This window comes from Rahnella sp. GSA61A (genome assembly GCF_019969905.1).
Classification (GTDB): Bacteria; Pseudomonadota; Gammaproteobacteria; order Enterobacterales; family Enterobacteriaceae; genus Rahnella; species Rahnella aceris.
Genome location: NZ_JAHXYO010000009.1, coordinates 43,793 through 61,285 on the forward strand (window position 1 = coordinate 43,793; position 17,493 = coordinate 61,285).

The following is a 17,493-nucleotide window of genomic DNA, read 5'->3' on the forward strand; positions in this document are numbered from 1 at the left end:
ACGGTTTCTTCATAATTCCCCGACAGTTTATTGACACTGCCTCTTCATACTTCGGGTTTCAGACGCGGCTGCAATCCGCTACGAACCAACGTTTAGGTGATGAGGAATCACAATGACATCCAGAAAACTAATGCTGCAGATGACCTGTTTCAGCCTGTCCGCCACAGTGCTGCAGGCAATGGCCGACAACACGCCGTCTGCGCCGACGTTTACCGTCGGCATGGGCGCACAAAGCGCGCCGCGCTACAGCGGTTCCGATCAGCGCCACTGGCTGGTCGGGCCAGTCATTCAGGCGCGCGATGGCGCCTTTTTCTTCGATTCGCTCAAAGGCGTGGGTTATGACCTGCAGGCGGATAACGGCCTGTATCTGGAACATACGCTGGGATACAGCCTCGGGCGGACAGACAAAAATTCCACCTGGCGGGATGGCTCGAATAAGCTCAAAGGCATGGGGAATATCGATGCGACCATGAATACCGCGCTCGCGGTGGGCTGGTCTGCAACGCCGTGGCTCTCTTTTGAAGGCAAAGCCACCCTGCCACTGACGGACGGGCAAGGTGTGCATTATCAGACTTCCGTCACGGTACTGCCGCTGCAAAACGACACTGACACTGTTGCACTTCAGTCGGCAGCGCTCTTTGGCGACCGGCGCTATATGAATACCTTTTATGGTGTGAGCCGCGAACAAAGCGACCGCACTGACTTCGCGCCTTATCAGTCGGCCGGGGGTTTCTATGGCGTGGACAGCAGCCTGACCTGGAGCCATCAGTTCACGTCCCACTGGGGCGGTGTTATCAGTGCCGATTACACCTGGCTGGACGACAAAGCCGGTAACAGCCCGATTGTCGTTAAGCGCGGCGGCACGACTTACAATTTGGGTGTGCTTTATACCTTCTGATGCAATGAACATGAACCTATGAAAAGTCGTCCCGAACGGCGACTTTTTCATAGGCCCAAAAACACAAAGTCACAACCTTTCTGATAATAAAGGCAGAACACATGAAAGGAGATATCGCAACGCTGGTTTCAATTATTTTGTTTTATATTTTCTCATACTATTGCGTCTTTTTGACGTTATCCCCTCCGCAATTCTGCGGTCATTTCCGGCATATTCTGAATGTCCTCTTAAACTGAAAAATACATGTGTGATTACAGAAAAATAAGCACACATTCCCGGGCTGGCGCTGTTTAGAAAAGATATTTAAAGCGCACACGGGCACCATAACGGTCATCCGTATTACCGGTTTTTACCGACGGCGATTCCAGCCAGGAGGCATAAGCCCCAAGATAAATATTGAAGTCAGGCATATCCATGATATCAGGCAGGTGCCATGAGGAATGGATGGTGTGGATGTCATATTTTCCCGGCGCCAGAATCGCGCAGTCGCTGTCACAGTCACTGGCTACCCCGGCCATATTGAACTTGTCGATATTGTTGTGCGCATAGATGTAACCCAGTTCCACGCGGTGCCATAAGGCATTTATGCCTGCGCTGAAATCTTTTTCGTCAGCGGCGTCGAGATAAGCCGTACTCAGGTTAACAACCGCACCGTCTTCTGCATCGGTTTTAAGCGTGTTCCAGCTCATCGTCATGCCGTAACCGGTCCGGTTCGACTGGTCTACCCAAACACCCTGCGTATTCTGATATCCATAGGCATTATTCACCAGGTTGCTTTCGACAGCGGCGGCGACCGACCACTCGCCGGATTGCCAGGCCACAACCGGACGGGCATAAACCACATTTTTACGGTTATCTAACGCATTGCCGTGATAGTTATTGTCGACAAATAGCGAACTGCCATCCTCTATAAGCGTGTTGAATTCGAAATACCAGTTATCGAGTGTCTTACTGAGCAGGAAATTGCCGCCGCTGCTGCTGCGCCCGCGCCCCTCTTTCATCATGTAGATATAACCGTAACCGTCACTGTAGAGATCGTTGGCGGTATTACCGGAATACTCAATGAACGTATCCTGATTCAGCGGGAACATATCCCAGGCCTCGAAGCGACCTATTTTAATTTTCCAGTCATCCTGCTGACCAAAGAAAAATGCCGCATCGTCGAGATTCATTTTTCCGTTTATATCAGCCAGTGGCTGAACAGTGAATCCGGCATATTTTCCATTAACCCCGTTTCGCAGACCATCAAACCCCAGAAGAATACGACCATTCATATCCCAGCGTTCTTTATCTCCGGGTGCCCAGTTTTTATTTGTACTGGTTTTTACCGACGTCAGGCTGCCCGTGCGGCTGGCACCGTCCATATTAAATTCAACATCCCCGTAAAATTTAATATTACTATTCCCGCTGAGCTGAATAGCGGGAGTCGCGGGAACTGCGGGCGTATTGTTTACCACGGAGGCTAATTGCTTCTCCTGCCTGAGGGCGCGAATTTCTGCCTCCGCACCCGCAGCGCGTTGCTCGGTGACTTTCAGCCGCTGCTCCATTTGTTCCAGCCGTTGTTCGAGGGAAAGCGTATCCTGTGCATTGGCTACTGAGGTACATACAGACGTCAACATACATCCGACCCAGATTTTATTCATCGGAAAAGACCTTCTTATTATTGATATTAGTGTGTCATTTTTTGTATAAATACAGCCCGAAGATAAACGCAGTAATAACCCGCCCATCATCAAAGACGGGTTATTCGCGACGCTGAACAGAATTTATTCCAGCTGCCAGGCTCCGGCATCGGATAATGTTGCCGTTCCATGCCAGGCAAATAAATTTAATTCGCGGCGACCGGCATCAGGATATATCCGGCTACTGAGGCAGGCCTGGCCGTCATTAACAAATACCTCGACGGATGAGCTGTCGATAAACACACGTAAAGCCAGAGGAGCGCCGGGCACTAACGGTACGCTGCGCGTGCCACATAATCCGTACTGCGGATAGCGGCGCTCCAGCACCAGACGCTGCATCTGGGTATCAACATAGACACGTAAACCGTCCCCCAGGCTAAGTCCATACTGCTCCGCATCACTGCGTGCGCCATCCCAGTGAAGCGCAACTTCCATCGACTCCCCTTTTTCCGCCATCAGGATCTGCTGATTTTTCAAGGTACTGACAGGCCACGGGAACCAGGCCTGACGCAGTGCTTCCACCTCTTTCGCGGGACGCATCTGCAGACGATTGTTCTCATCAAGACTCAGCTCACGCGGCAGAGACAGCATCCCCGCCCAGCCGTCCTGTTGCTCCGGCATCGGCGACTCCCACATAGCCAGCCAGCCAATCACGATGCGGCGGCCATCCGGCGTCAGGAAACTCTGCGGGGCATAGAAGTCGTGCCCGTGATCCATTTCAACAAATTCTCCAGCACGGACAAACGGCTCGCCGGGCTGCCAGTCCCCCACCAGATAACCGCTCTGGAACAGATTACGGTTCTCAAAACCCTGCGCGGCTATCCCCTGCGGAGAAAACATCAGGACGCGTTTACCATTAAGGGTAAAGAAATCAGGGCACTCCCACATAAAGCCCATACCGGCTTCTGCCTCATCCAGGATCCCTTCATCCTGCCACTGACGCAGGTCGGCTGAACGATACAACCGTATTTGCCCGGTATCGCCAACGCGCGCACCGACGACCATGTACCAGCTATCCCCTTCGCGCCAGACCTTAGGGTCGCGGAAATGATGCAAGTCCGCCGGGGTATCGATAATGATCCCCTCACGTTTAAAGTGAATACCATCGCCACTGGTTGCCAGGCACTGCACCTGATAAAGGTTTTCGTCATTACCGGCGTCGCCGTGAAATTTATGCCCGGTGTAAATCAGCGCCAGGGTATCGCCATCCACCACCGCCGAACCCGAAAAACAGCCGTCTTTGTCTTCCGGTCCTTCCGGGGCCAGTGCAACGGGCAAGTGCTCCCAGTGAAGCAAATCTTTGCTCCGCGCATGTCCCCAGTGCATCGGTCCCCACTGGGTGGAATACGGATGATGCTGATAAAAAGCGTGATACCAACCCTCAAACCAGATCAGGCCATTAGGATCGTTAATCCAGCCAGCCCTCGCGGCCAGGTGATAGCGCGGGTACCAGCGCAGATTTACCCTCCCGTGCTTAGCCTGAAGTTCCTGTTCAGCATGAGCAATTGTATACGTCATCGTTTTCTCTCTTTTCAATCAGATAGTAGAAAGTTGCGGTATCTGTGGATCCCTAGAAGGCTTACCTGAGCGCAACAAGAAAATAGAAATAAAGGTGATACAGAACACCATCAGCCCCATAACCAGGTAGGACTGGGCAAATCCATATTTTTCGTAGCTGTAGCCGGCGAGGGGGGACAACACGGTGGCTATCACTGAGCTCGTACAGGCAAAGCCCACCAGATAGAGCGTGGATGAGAGTCGTTTATCGAAGTTAAGACTGTTGTATTTGAAGATAGCGATTAACAGTACCGGGAGTTCGACGGCATGCAGCAGCTTAGTAATGGAGATAAGCAGCGGGCCTTCCACTAAACCGGAAGCGACCATGCGCATCGCCATCACCATTCCGGCGAAAATCAGACCATTTTTGGCACCGATACGATTGACCAGCCACGGCGCACAGAACATGCCTGCGGCCTCCAGGAACACCTGAAACGAATTAAGATAACCGTACATGGCATTCCCTTCATGTTGCGTCGGGAACTGTGAGGAAAAATAGACCGGGAACTGCTGATCGTAGACGCCGTAAATACAGGTGCCGACCACAAAGAATACCAGAGCCCAGAAGCGCGGCAGGGTCAGCAGGCGTAATGCGTCCTCAAGGGTGACTTTGCCGCCTGACACGGCTTCCTGCATCGCGTGCGGTGCCGAGGAGACGCGTAACCGCATCAAAAGCATAAAGAAGATCAGACCAGAACAACTGGCGACCGCGAAGTTCAGTTTCGGGTTGATATTAAACAGTAACCCGGCGAAAAACGTGGCGACAGCCCAACCCAGCGATCCCCACATTCTTGCTTTTCCGAATTCAAACTGGCTCTGGCGGGCAACACGCTCGGTGTAGGATTCAAGTACACCAATACCGCCATTGAAGGTCAGGCCGATATAGATCCCGCCAAAAAAACTGCCCAGAAAGACATTAATTTTCAGAAGATGTCCAAACAGCAGATAGGCCGGACCGGAAAAGATCAACAATGCCGTGATAAACCAGAGCAGGTTCTTACGCAGACCGAGTTTATCCTGAATAAAACCATAACAAATTTGCACAAACAGCGTGGAAAGCGACATCACGGAAAAAATGATCCCGGTGTCCCCTGCTTTCAGACCCACTTCCTGATGTAGCCAGATCGAGAGCAACGACCCTGTAGAGGACCAGGTCACAAAGAAAAAGAACAATAAAGCGCTGAGTATCAGATAACTGTGAGAATGACGGGTTTTCATCATGGCAATCTCATGCTGAGGTGGAGCGCAAATGATAACGTTAACATAAAATAAAACGCATGCCGTTTTACGGCGATTCTAGATGTTAATCACAAAAGTTAACGTTAACATTATCAGTGTGAGATCATGATCAACTTTTCGGGTTTACAGCAAACGACACACGCAGTCCAAAATCACGTATGATCCTTTTACATCAGCAAGTTAGTTTTATAGCCTGTCGCGTAGTGACAAGTTTGGAGCGAGAAGAATGGCATCCCTGAAAGATGTGGCAAAACTGGCAAACGTGTCGCTGATGACGGTTTCCAGGGCATTAAACTCCCCGGAACGCCTGAAGCCGGAGACCCTGGCTCGCGTACAGTCCGCTATCGACGCCACTAATTACGTGCCCGATTTATCGGCAAAAAAAATACGTGGCGCTCATGCGATTGCAAAAACCATCGGTGTGCTGGCACTTGATACTGTGACCACCCCCTTTTCAGTGGAAATCACACTCTCCATCGAAGAAACCGCACGTGCGCATGGCTGGAACAGCTTTGTGGTTAACATGTTTTCCGATGACAGCCCGGAAAAAATCGTTGATCTGCTTCTCTCACATCGCCCGGATGGCATTATCTATACCACCATGGGATTGCGGCAGGTACCGCTGCCCGGAAAGTTGTTAAACCTCCCCTGTGTGCTGGCCAACTGTGAAAGCCTGCATCAGCAGGTAGCGAGTTATATTCCCGATGATGAACATGGACAGTATGTTGCGGTGCGGGCACTTTTATCTGCAGGCTATCGTCGCCCGCTCTGCTTACATTTGCCTGCCAACCATCTTGCGACTGTCAGACGCCGCAAAGGGCTGGAGCAGGCATGCACGCAAGCCGGTATAGCTCCTGATACGCTCGACCACCATTACATGGAATATGGCGATGAGCATTATCACGATATTCCCGACATGCTTTTGGCCCATATAAACCAGGGCAAACCTCAATTCGATTCAGTGGTGTGTGGAAACGATCGTATCGCATTTATGGTCTATCAGACGCTGCTGTCACAGGGCTTAAGGATCCCTGATGATGTTGCGGTGCTTGGCTACGATAATATGGTGGGTATTGGCGATCTATTCTTACCCCCCCTCTCGACCGTGCAATTACCCCATTACGAGATAGGACGCCTTAGTGCGCTTCATATTATTAACGGTGAGTGTCATAAGAATACTGTGGCCGTTGAAAGTCCGTTACTCCTTCGTGAATCAGTAAAAAACCACAGTAAAAGCAGATGAATATGATCAGCCGCTTTTAAAAGAATGGAAAATATAACGGGCCTGAGAATTGTCCGCAGAAAGCGTTCAGGAGCCTTATCGGGTAGTGAATTAGACTGATTTTCTGGATTGTCTATTCAGCGTTGGAGTGCTTATTTTCACGGGATTAATGTCTAGACTCAACTTTCTGACAAATACCTAAGGAGCACACCATGGCAGACCATTCTGTTAAAGGCAAAGTTGTGATCATCGCAGGCGGTGCCAAAAATCTCGGCGGTTTGATCGCCCGCGATTTAGCCGCTCAGGGGGCGAAAGCCATCGCCATTCATTACAACAGCGCCTCCTCAAAAGCAGATGCTGATGAAACGCTGGCCGCCATCGAAGCCGCCGGAGCCAGGGCGGTGGCATTGCAGGCAGATTTGACGACCGCTGCAGCCGTCGAAAAACTCTTTGCTGACACCATCGCCGCCGTTGGCAAGCCGGATATCGCTATCAACACCGTGGGCAAAGTCCTCAAAAAACCCATGGCGGAAATAAGCGAAACTGAATACGACGAGATGACATCCGTTAACTCGAAAACGGCTTTCTTTTTCCTCAAAGAAGCCGGTAAAAATCTCAACGACAACGGTAAAATCTGCACGGTAGTCACCTCACTTCTGGGTGCCTTTACCCCGTTTTACGCCGCTTATGCAGGCACGAAAGCCCCGGTGGAGCATTACACACGGGCAGCGTCCAAAGAGTTTGGCGCGCGCGGTATTTCGGTCACGGCGGTAGGGCCGGGTCCGATGGATACCCCTTTCTTTTATCCTGCTGAAGGCGCTGACGCGGTGGCATATCATAAAACTGCAGCAGCACTCTCTCCTTTCAGCAAAACAGGCCTGACCGATATTGAAGACGTGGTGCCTTTCATTCGCCATCTGGTGAGCGATGGCTGGTGGATCACCGGCCAGACTATTCTGATCAACGGCGGCTATACCACCAAATAACCGATGACATCTGAATATCGGACTGTAAAAAGGATGGGTGATATGCTGAAGGCCCTGGAATATCCCCGTCCCTGCCGCAGACAAAGAGCAATAGCGAATTTCCTTTGTCAGGTATAACAACGAGATATTAAAGATGGACAGGTTCAACCAATATCGCGTATTCACGCAGGTCGCAGAAATGGGAAGCTTTGTTCGGGCCGCCAGCGCACTCTCTGTGCCGCGAGCCTCCGTTTCTGCCGCCATCCAGCAATTAGAATCGCAACTGGGCGTGAGGCTGTTGCACCGCACCACCCGCACAGTGCGGCTGACTACCGACGGCGAGCAATTGCTCGAACGGGTGCGCCCTTTACTGGCAGAAGTAGAGGATATCGACCAGTCATTTCAGCTCAGCCAGCGCCAGGCCTCAGGGAAGCTGACCATCGATGTCCCCAGCCGCATTGCCCGTCGCCTGATTGCCCCGGCCCTGCCAGAGTTATTGCGGTGCCACCCCCATTTACAGCTGGTTCTGGGGTCATCGGACAGGGCTATCGATTTGGTACAGGACGGCGTGGATTGCGCTATCCGTGTGGGCGTATTGCATGACAGCAGTTTAGTCGTACGCTCCCTGGGTCACATAACCCTGATCAACTGCGCCAGCCCTGCATATCTGAGCGAACATGGCCTGCCCTCCCAGCCGGACGATCTCGTCGGGGAGCATCTGGCCATCGGTTATATTTCATCAAGAACGGGTAAAGAGTTACCCTGGCAGTATCAGTCAAAGGACGGACATATACACAGTGTCAGCGTCCCCCACCAGGTTGGGGTTAACAATGCAGAAAGTTATATCGCCTGCTGCCTTGCAGGCCTTGGGCTGATCCAAATCCCCCGCTTCGATGTTCAGCATCTTCTGGATTCAGGGGAACTGATTGAGGTCCTGCCAGATTACCGGGCAGCGTCTATGCCGGTATCACTGATCTATCCGCATCGCCGCCAGCGATCCCGGAGACTGGCTGTTTTTCATGCATGGTTTGAGAAACTGATGCAACCCCATCTGGATACTTGAATTATCTCGTTTATTGACCAGAGAATTGCAGACTAAAATTAGCCGCACCGACAACATCAGCGACCTGTCTCACCCTGGCGAACCTTACCGATTCGCCAGCCGGTTTAAAATTCGTTATCATCCGCTCCCACTCTTCATCCGGGTATCCTGATGTCTGCGATTATCGATACTTTTATTGCCCCGCCGTGCCATGGCCAGATCGAGACGCTGTATCAGGACGAGCATCTGGTGCTTATCAATAAACCCACCGGACTGCTCAGCCTCTCGGGGAAAAACCCGCAAAATCTGGATTCCGTACATCACCGGCTGGTAAAGATATTTCCCGGCTGTACGCTGGTTCACCGTCTGGATTTCGGCACGTCCGGGCTGATGGTGATTGCGCGTAATAAGGCTATCAATGCCGCCCTCTGCCATCAATTCAGCCAGCGCACGGTGACCAAAGTGTACAGCGCATTGCTTTGCGGGCATCTGCAACATAACGAGGGAGTGACAGACGCGCCGATCGCCAAAGACCCTGCACTGTTTCCCCTGATGTCAATTTGCGCCGTCCACGGCAAGCCCGCCCGCTCCGGCTACCGGGTGGTTGAGCGCTTTTATCGTGAGCAGGAAAACGGCGAATTACTGCCACTGACGCGGGTACTGCTGACTCCGCAAACCGGGCGCACTCATCAGCTTCGCATTCACTGTCAGTATCTGGGCCACCCGATTTTGGGCTGTGATTTGTATGGCGGACGCCTGCTGCCGGGCACGGAACAGACTCCGCGACTGATGCTGCACGCCAGTGAACTGCATTTTGTTCATCCCGTCAGCGGAGAACGGATCGAAGCCCGCCATGCCAGCCCGTTCTGAAAGCGAAATCCTTTTTAACACCCCGCCCGGCACATTCCCTGCATTAAATTGCCCTCCCGCTTTGCAAAAGCGTTTTTAACCTGACGTTTGACGCTGTAGTCTCAGTAGCGGTTTTTATTTTGCTGCGTTCCAGCCAGGTAAACGGCCTTTAACCGATTTTAATAACGAAAAATTTTAGAAATCTGACGAACAGACAGGACAATTATGGACTCCATGCTCACCGCCCCCCACCCCGATGAGGAGATACCTTCATATCACCGTGCCCGCCGGGCTGCCTGGGGCAGTTTCGTCGGCGCAGTCGTAGACTGGTTTGATTTTTTGCTCTACGGCATCACCGCAGCATTAGTGTTTAACAGCGAATTTTTTCCGCAAATCGACCCGGCAATGGGCACACTCGCCGCATTTGCTACTTTCGGCGTCGGCTTTCTCTTCCGCCCGCTCGGCGGCATTGTCTTCGGACATTTCGGCGATCGCCTGGGTCGTAAGCGGATGCTGATGATGACCGTCTGGATCATGGGCATTGCCACCGCGTGCATCGGTATTCTTCCCTCTTTCGCGACGATTGGCTGGTGGGCTCCGGCGCTGCTGGTCACCTTGCGCGCCATTCAGGGATTTGCCGTCGGCGGCGAATGGGGTGGTGCGGCACTGCTGGCGGTGGAAAGTGCACCTTCCGGTAAAAAGGCGTTCTACAGCAGCGGGATACAGATGGGATACGGCGTCGGCCTGTTGCTGGCGACCGGACTGGTGTCACTGATCAGCAGCCTGACCACCGATGCGCAGTTCCTCAGCTGGGGCTGGCGTTTGCCATTTTTGTTCAGTGTGGTGCTGGTGCTGGGCGCGCTGTGGGTGCGCAATGGCATGGAAGAGTCGGTCGAGTTCGAACGTGCTCAGGAAAAGCTCCCCAAAGCAGCAAAAAAGCGGCTACCGGTATTTGAAGCGCTGTTGCGCCATCCCGGCGCATTTTTGAAAATCATCCTCCTGCGCCTGTGCGAACTGCTGACGATGTACATTGTCACGGCGTTCGCCCTTAACTACTCGACGCATAATCTGGGGATGTCGCGTGAGCTGTTTCTGAATATCGGGCTGCTGGTCGGCGGTATCAGTTGCCTGACGATCCCGTTATTCGCCTGGCTGGCAGACCGTTTTGGCCGTCGCCGCATTTACATCACCGGCGCACTCGTCGGCGCGATGAGCGCCTTCCCGTTCTTTATGGCGCTGGAAGCCCGCTCCATTGCCGGGGTGGTGATCTTCTCGCTGCTGCTGGCAAATATCGCTCACGATATGGTGGTCTGCGTCCAGCAACCGATGTTCACGGAAATGTTTGGTGCAGGTTACCGCTACAGTGGTGCGGGTGTCGGTTATCAGGTCGCCAGCGTCGTGGGCGGCGGATTTACACCGTTTATTGCCGCCGCATTGCTGAATTTCTCCGGCGGTGAATGGCATTCCGTCGCCATTTATCTGATGGCTGGCTGTTTGCTTTCTGCCCTGACGGCGATGTTTATGAAGACACCTGCGCCGCGCTGAACCGCCGGCCATGTAGAAAAGCCCGCTTAAAAATATTAAGCGGGCTTTTTTGCACCTGAAACAGATTTATACCACCCGCAGTTCTTCGTAAGAGATCATCACATGTTCCGCAAATGCCGGACGCTGTGTGAGTTTTTCATAATATTGTTCAATAGCCGGGAAGGACGGCCGTTCAATGGCAATATCGAAATAGCGATACAAACTGTGTCCAAACTGAATATCGGCCAGTGTGAATGCGCTTCCGGCAAGGTAGCCATGCCGGGCAATCTGCGCTTCGGCAATCGCCAGCTTCTTGTTCAGATTCTGCAATGATTTTTCTAATGCCTGATGATCCTGATCTTTAGCCGCCGTTCTCACCACCATCCAGAACACCGGCGCAGTGAAATTCATCGCTACGCTGATTTTTGCCCATTCCGTCCATTTATCGGTTTCGGCTCGCCGTTCAGGATCCTGCGGCCAGAATTCATCAGCACCGTATTTTCCTGCCAGATAACGCAGGATGGCGCCGGTTTCCCACAGCGGCTGGCCTTCACCATCGCGGATCACAGGAACCGTGCCATTGGGGTTCATCGCCAGAAATTCCGGGGTGTCATTCCCCCCGTATTTATGGCCGATGTCAAACCGCTCATACTCCAGCCCTAATTCCCCGATACACCACATCAGCGCCTGCACATTTGACGACGTTTTTCTGCCCCATACCCGAATCATTCACTTCCCCCTGTTCGTTCATAAAAGCACCATCCGGCTCTTGTACCCTAATAAAACATTGGCGACACCGTGCAGACAAGCCATATTTAGAATGAATGACGATAAACGAAGCCCAAAGGAAAAGCGTATGGATAACAAGTCCCTCACCCCCTCACAGGCGATTGAGAAGCTCGAAAAGATGTATAACGACTCTGTAGCCGCCCTGCGGGATGCGATTAAAGATTTCATCGTTCAGGGTACGTTGCCTGATATCACAGCGCGTGCTGCCGGGCTGTTTGTTTATCCGGAACTGCGGGTCAGCTGGGATGGCGTGACGCCAGCCAAAAACCCGACCCGCGCTTATGGCCGTTTTTCGCATCCGGGCCGTTATGCCAACACCATCACGCATCCTGAGCTGTTCCGTGATTATCTGCTGGAACAGCTTTCCCTGCTGGAAGAGGAATATGATGCGGTGATTGAAGTGGTGCCGTCACAGCAGGAAATCCCTTATTCGTATGTGATTGACGGCTCGGATCTGACGCTTGACCGGTCGATGAGCGCCGGGCTGGCGAAGCATTTCCCGACCACAGAACTGTCGCAGATAGGCGATGAAACCGCAGACGGCCTGCATTATCCCGGTGACACTTTCCCGCTGTCGCATTTCAATGCGCTGCGCGCTGATTTCTCGCTGGCACGCCTGCGCCATTACACCGGCACGCTCACCGAACATTTTCAGCCATATGTGTTATTCACCAACTACACCCGATACGTCGATGAGTTTGTCAGCTGGGCGTGTGCGCAAATTGCCGATCCGGAAAGCCCGTATGAAGCACTGGCCTGCGCAGGCAGTGTATTTATCACGGCAGAAACACAAAACCCTGAGCAGGCAGTGTCTGATCTGGCCTGGAAAAAACACCAGATGCCCGCCTATCATCTGATTGCCCGCGACGGTGCGGGGATTACACTGGTGAACATCGGCGTCGGCCCTGCCAATGCCAAAACCATTTGTGACCATCTGGCGGTGCTGCGTCCCCATGTCTGGCTGATGATTGGTCACTGCGGCGGATTACGTGAAACCCAGTCGATCGGTGATTACGTTCTGGCGCACGCTTATTTACGTGACGACCATGTGCTGGATGCCGTACTGCCGCCGGATATCCCGATCCCAAGCATTGCTGAAGTGCAACGTGCCTTGTATGACGCGACCAAAATGATGAGCGGCATGCCGGGTGAGCTGGTCAAGCAACGCCTGCGTACCGGCACGGTGGTGACCACCGATGACCGTAACTGGGAATTGCGTTATTCCGCCTCGGCGCTGCGTTTTAATCTCAGCCGCGCCGTCGCCGTCGATATGGAAAGTGCGACCATCGCCGCGCAGGGATACCGCTTCCGGGTGCCTTACGGCACGCTGCTGTGCGTATCGGATAAGCCGTTGCACGGTGAAATCAAACTGCCGGGTCAGGCAAACAAATTCTACGAAGGCGCCATCTCAGAACATCTGCAAATTGGTATCTGTGCCATCGACCTGTTGCGCGCTGAGGGCGATCATCTGCATTCACGCAAATTGCGTACCTTTAACGAACCCCCTTTCCGCTGATAACCACTCTGATTCCCCTTCAAGAGTTCGTGTTGCAGGCAGGCGGCAAGTTTGATAATCCCGGTGAGCTGACATTAAGTCAGTGATTCGGGTTATTAACCGCAGCCCCCCATCTGCGGCACGAAATATGGCGGGGAATTAAGGATTTCCTAAAAAAGACTTTGCATAATGCAGAGTCTTTTACCATCATAAATTAAAACGCTGTTCTACTTTCTTCCACACTGGAATTCTCTTGCAAAACGTCATCGTCTCTTTGCGCAAAGCCATCGAGCGCACGCCCTGGTATCCGAAACGGCGTTCTTACCGTACGTTGTTCTGGCGCGAAATAACGCCCCTCGCTGTCCCTATTTTCTTCGAAAATGCCTGCGTACTGCTGATGGGCGTACTGAGTACTTTTCTGGTCAGCTGGCTGGGCAAGGAAGCAATGGCAGGCGTGGGTCTGGCCGACAGTTTCAATATGGTGGTGATTTCATTCTTCGCCGCTGTCGATCTTGGTACCACCGTCGTCGTGGCGTTCAGCCTCGGTAAACTCGACCACGAGCGCGCCCGTGCGGCAGCACGTCAGTCACTGGCGATCATGACCGTTTTTGCCGTACTGCTGGCGATACTTCTGCAATTTTCCGGACATGTAATTGTCGACATGATCGCCGGCAATGCCGAGCCGGAGGTAAAAGAACTGGCGCTGTCTTACCTGCAAATGAGCAGCTGGAGCTATCCGGCGGCAGCCATTGCCCTGATCGGTTCCGGTGCTTTGCGTGGTGCGGGTAACACCAAAATCCCGATGTTACTTAACGGCGGGATGAACATCCTCAATCTGGTGATCAGCAGTGTGCTGATCTATGGTTGTTTCGGCTGGCACGGTCTGGGCTTTATCGGTGCCGGACTGGGGCTGACCATTTCACGTTATATCGGCGCGGTGGCCGTCATTTTCGTGCTGATGATTGGTTTCAATCCGTCCCTGAAAATCTCGCTGAAAAGCTATTTTCTGCCGCTCAATACCAACATTCTGCGCGAAGTCTTAGGCATCGGTATTCCGGCCAGTATCGAATCGGTATTGTTTAACGGCGGTAAATTACTGACGCAGGTTTTTGTCGCAGGCATGGGCACCAATGTGATTGCCGGTAACTTTATCGCCTTCTCGATTGCGGCGCTGATCAACCTGCCGGGCAACGCGCTGGGTTCTGCCTCGACCATTATCGTGGGAACACGTCTGGGCAAAGGGCAAATTGCCCAATCTGAGCGCCAGTTGCGCCATATTTTCTGGCTTTCCACTTTCGGGCTGTGTGTTCTGGCCTTCCTTTCAGTGCCATTTGCCGGTTTGCTGGCACGGTTTTACACCAACGAACAGGATGTTATCGACGTCGTCAAAATCCTTATCTGGCTGAACGCCGCCTTTATGCCTTTCTGGGCTGCCTCGTGGGTATTGCCTGCGGGCCTGAAAGGCGCGCGTGATGCCCGCTTTACCATGTACGTTTCTATGCTCGGGATGTGGGGCTGCCGTATTGTGGTGGGCTATTTCCTCGGGATCGTCCTGGGCTTCGGCGTAGTCGGCATCTGGCTGGGAATGTTCCTCGACTGGATCGTGCGCGGCCTGTTTTTCTACTGGCGTATGGCCAGCGGCCGCTGGTTGTGGAAATACCCGAAGGCCAAAAGGACAGCATGACTTACTGCGGTTATGCCCGCCGGTACATCCGGCGGGGATGGCCGATTTTCCCGTAGAGCATGTCGACTTTCAAATCGCCTTTCTGCACACAGTGTTCGAGATAGCGGCGGGCAGTGGTTTTACTCAACCCCGTTTCGCTGACGACTTCATCCACTGAATAGCAGCGTCCGGCATCCTGCATAAAGATGCCTTCCACCAGATTTAACGTGTTTTCCTCGATGCCTTTATTACCCGCTTTCGGCGTGAAATCCTTCGCCTGGAGCTGATAAAGGCTGTCTACGTTTTGCTGATCCACCACTTTCCAGGTCCGCTGTGTCTGGCTGAACTGGATAAAGCGATCCAGCGATTGTTGCAGCCTGTTCCACGACACCGGTTTGAGGATGTAATCAAAAGCACCACAGCGGATCGCCTGACTGCAGGTATTCATGTCGCTGGCGGCGGTGATAAAAATCACCGAACAGGGTGTTCTCTTCAGCAGGTCATCTTCAATCAGTGAAATCCCCTGACCGTCAGGCAAATAGTTATCCAGCAACAGCAGTTGCGGACGCTTTTCTTCGATAAGCACTTTCGCTTCATGCAGCGTGGATGCGACACCCACCAGTCGCAACCAGCGGTGATTATCAATCAGTTCGGCATACAGTTGTGCCAGCTGGTTTTCATCTTCAACAATCATTACGTCAATCATTTCAGCTTGCATCATTTGCTCTCTTCCAGTTCTTCTGGTCGGGGATTACCGGCATAAAGCCAGCCTTTTCTTCAGGGCAGCACACCGGAATAAAGACCGAGAAAACAGCGCCGCTCGGCGGATTATCGGACACTTCAATGGTTCCGCCCGCATGGCTGACATAGCTGGCAACCAGATGCAGTCCCAGCCCGTGATCGCCTTGCGTTTTGGATGTCACCCCCAGCGCAAAAATCTGTTCGCGCCGCTCCTGCGCAATCCCGATGCCGTGGTCAGCGACTTCAATCACCAGCTCATCCGTGCCGGAAACGACATACACTTCAACCGGCCCGGCATCACTGCCGCGCAGTAACGTGGCTTCGATGGCGTTATCCAGCAGGTTGCCGATGATCGACATCAGTTCAGTTTCACTGAGCGCAGCAGGCAGATACGTGAATTCACAGGCAGGATCGAATGTGAGCTCAACACCTTTTTCCCGGGCACGGGCATATTTTCCGAGTAATAAACCGCACAACCTTGGCGAGCAGAACCGCTCTGAAACGAAATCCAGCAATTCCTGCGCACTTTCAGACTGGGCCTCGATATAACGAATCGCCTCGTCGTAGCGTCCCATATGCAGCAGGCCAGCGAGCGTTGCCGTCCAGTTGAGCTGTTCATGCCGCATCACCCGCAGGTTATCGGCATAACGCTGCACCTGACTTAGCTGGATGCTGAGCCGGTCGATATCACTGCAATCCCGAAAAGTGATCACCCAGCCCTGAAGCTGGTCTTCCAGCATGATCCGCACCCGACTGGCAATCACGGTCAGGTTATTGAACAGGCAGATTTCGTCGTGAATGTCTTTTTTCAGCATGACCTGCGGGTCAAAGAAACTGACCGGCGCAATCACCTGCCTGAGCGGCTGACCACGCAGTTCACGGGACGGCACATCAAGGTTGAGCAGCTTTTTGGCCGCCTGGTTGATGACCGCCACGCGGGAGTGCGCATCAATGGCGATCACCCCTTCGTAAATCGACTCCATCAGCGCCTTTTGCTGACGCACCAGCAGGCCGATTTCCCGGGGCTCCAGCGCAAACATCTGTCGTTTAATCGAACGTGAAAAAAACCATGAAAAGGTAAACAACGCCAGCAGCAAGGTGGCGGCCGCCAGTAAAATGCGGATGGCTTTTTCAACGGTCAGGCTGTTGATGTGGCTGGTGAGATAGCCGACAGAAACGATACCCATCACCTTGCCTTGCGCGTTCACGATCGGTGCTTTACTGCGCAGCGACAGCCCGATCCCACCCAGCCGGATGGTGGTAGTGCTTTTACCCGCCAGCACTTCTTCGTTGTCCCCTCCGACCAGCGTTTTTCCGACGCGGTCAGCATAAATCGAATGAAACAGATGTATCGCTTTACCATCGCCGATCACCATATAACTGGCATCGCTGTGAGCAGAAATATTCCTCATTAAACTGTTAATTGCTGAAATGTCCTTATTTTCAACTGCGGTAATTAATGAGGGAATAAGTGCAATTTCCTCTGCCTGAACTTTTGCACGAATACCCATATCTTCATATAACTGACGTTCTATATCGTGATAGTAATAAACACCTGTCAGCGAAAAAAGCGCCATAAATAACAGAACAAGATAAACAAAAAGCTTTATCTGAAAAGAAGGACGGAACCGCATCGGAGAACCTATCGCCAGACCGTGATATTAACAAACAGTACGTGAAGATTATCATTCTCCGGTATTTCCGTCAGAATGAAGGATCAAAGTTGCGAGGCATGCCGCAGAACACCTTCAGGCACCGCAAGCCTCTGACGGCACAACACATAATTCACAACAGCTATTTCACGATAAATTAACAGTAATATTATAA

General features: G+C 52.6%; 14 protein-coding genes. 8 read left to right on the forward strand and 6 right to left on the reverse strand.

Annotated features, from left to right (window positions below; all coding sequences use genetic code 11):
* The first annotated feature begins 112 nt into the window (after positions 1 to 112).
* Positions 113 to 898 carry a MipA/OmpV family protein gene (locus tag LC431_RS13185; RefSeq protein WP_112151765.1) on the forward strand — a complete coding sequence of 262 codons (786 nt, stop codon included), beginning with the start codon at positions 113 to 115 and terminating at the stop codon, positions 896 to 898.
* Positions 899 to 1,188: 290 nt separating this feature from the next.
* On the opposite strand, the gene LC431_RS13190 is transcribed toward LC431_RS13185, so the two are convergent.
* The 3 genes from LC431_RS13190 to LC431_RS13200 form a co-directional block, all read right to left on the reverse strand.
* A complete protein-coding gene (locus tag LC431_RS13190) occupies positions 1,189 to 2,541 on the reverse strand; it encodes a carbohydrate porin (RefSeq protein ID WP_223509977.1) in 1,353 nt (450 codons plus the stop codon).
* Between the two features lie 123 nt (positions 2,542 to 2,664).
* Positions 2,665 to 4,098, reverse strand: coding sequence for a sucrose-6-phosphate hydrolase (locus LC431_RS13195; RefSeq protein WP_013574939.1), 1,434 nt, complete (start codon positions 4,096 to 4,098; stop codon positions 2,665 to 2,667).
* A gap of 18 nt (positions 4,099 to 4,116) precedes the next feature.
* On the reverse strand, positions 4,117 to 5,358 hold the full coding sequence (locus LC431_RS13200; protein WP_015689639.1) for an MFS transporter: 1,242 nt from the start codon (positions 5,356 to 5,358) through the stop codon (positions 4,117 to 4,119).
* Between the two features lie 244 nt (positions 5,359 to 5,602).
* Here LC431_RS13200 and LC431_RS13205 point away from each other — a divergent pair, with 244 nt between their 5' ends.
* From LC431_RS13205 to shiA, 5 genes are all read left to right on the forward strand, one after another.
* Entirely contained in the window at positions 5,603 to 6,619 is a 1,017-nt protein-coding gene (locus LC431_RS13205; protein ID WP_013574937.1) for a LacI family DNA-binding transcriptional regulator, read from the forward strand.
* Positions 6,620 to 6,810: 191 nt separating this feature from the next.
* Complete coding sequence (locus LC431_RS13210; RefSeq protein ID WP_013574936.1) at positions 6,811 to 7,584, forward strand: SDR family oxidoreductase; 774 nt, start codon at positions 6,811 to 6,813, stop codon at positions 7,582 to 7,584.
* A gap of 133 nt (positions 7,585 to 7,717) precedes the next feature.
* A complete protein-coding gene (locus tag LC431_RS13215; protein WP_126124738.1) occupies positions 7,718 to 8,626 on the forward strand; it encodes a LysR family transcriptional regulator in 909 nt (302 codons plus the stop codon).
* Between the two features lie 150 nt (positions 8,627 to 8,776).
* The gene (locus LC431_RS13220) at positions 8,777 to 9,475 is read left to right on the forward strand and encodes an RluA family pseudouridine synthase (protein WP_013574934.1); all 699 of its coding nucleotides are present in this window, start codon (positions 8,777 to 8,779) and stop codon (positions 9,473 to 9,475) included.
* 204 nt (positions 9,476 to 9,679) lie between these two features.
* Positions 9,680 to 10,999, forward strand: a complete 1,320-nt coding sequence (gene shiA, locus LC431_RS13225; RefSeq protein WP_013574933.1) for a shikimate transporter — start codon at positions 9,680 to 9,682, stop codon at positions 10,997 to 10,999.
* A 66-nt stretch (positions 11,000 to 11,065) separates the two neighbouring features.
* Here the strand turns inward: shiA and LC431_RS13230 are convergent, their stop codons facing one another.
* Entirely contained in the window at positions 11,066 to 11,707 is a 642-nt protein-coding gene (locus tag LC431_RS13230; protein ID WP_166860099.1) for a glutathione S-transferase family protein, read from the reverse strand.
* 127 nt (positions 11,708 to 11,834) lie between these two features.
* On the opposite strand from LC431_RS13230, the gene LC431_RS13235 reads away from it, so the two are divergent.
* Both LC431_RS13235 and LC431_RS13240 read left to right on the forward strand, forming a co-directional pair.
* The gene (locus LC431_RS13235; protein ID WP_037035937.1) at positions 11,835 to 13,283 is read left to right on the forward strand and encodes an AMP nucleosidase; all 1,449 of its coding nucleotides are present in this window, start codon (positions 11,835 to 11,837) and stop codon (positions 13,281 to 13,283) included.
* Between the two features lie 232 nt (positions 13,284 to 13,515).
* Complete coding sequence (locus tag LC431_RS13240) at positions 13,516 to 14,946, forward strand: EmmdR/YeeO family multidrug/toxin efflux MATE transporter (protein ID WP_037035940.1); 1,431 nt, start codon at positions 13,516 to 13,518, stop codon at positions 14,944 to 14,946.
* Positions 14,947 to 14,956: 10 nt separating this feature from the next.
* On the opposite strand, the gene LC431_RS13245 is transcribed toward LC431_RS13240, so the two are convergent.
* Together LC431_RS13245 and LC431_RS13250 are read right to left on the reverse strand one after the other, a co-directional pair.
* Positions 14,957 to 15,643, reverse strand: a complete 687-nt coding sequence (locus LC431_RS13245; protein ID WP_015689638.1) for a response regulator — start codon at positions 15,641 to 15,643, stop codon at positions 14,957 to 14,959.
* Positions 15,633 to 17,300: a sensor histidine kinase gene (locus tag LC431_RS13250; RefSeq protein WP_223509978.1), complete on the reverse strand. Its 1,668-nt coding sequence runs from the start codon at positions 17,298 to 17,300 to the stop codon at positions 15,633 to 15,635. Before LC431_RS13250 ends, LC431_RS13245 begins: the two co-directional genes overlap by 11 nt.
* Positions 17,301 to 17,493: the final 193 nt, after the last annotated feature.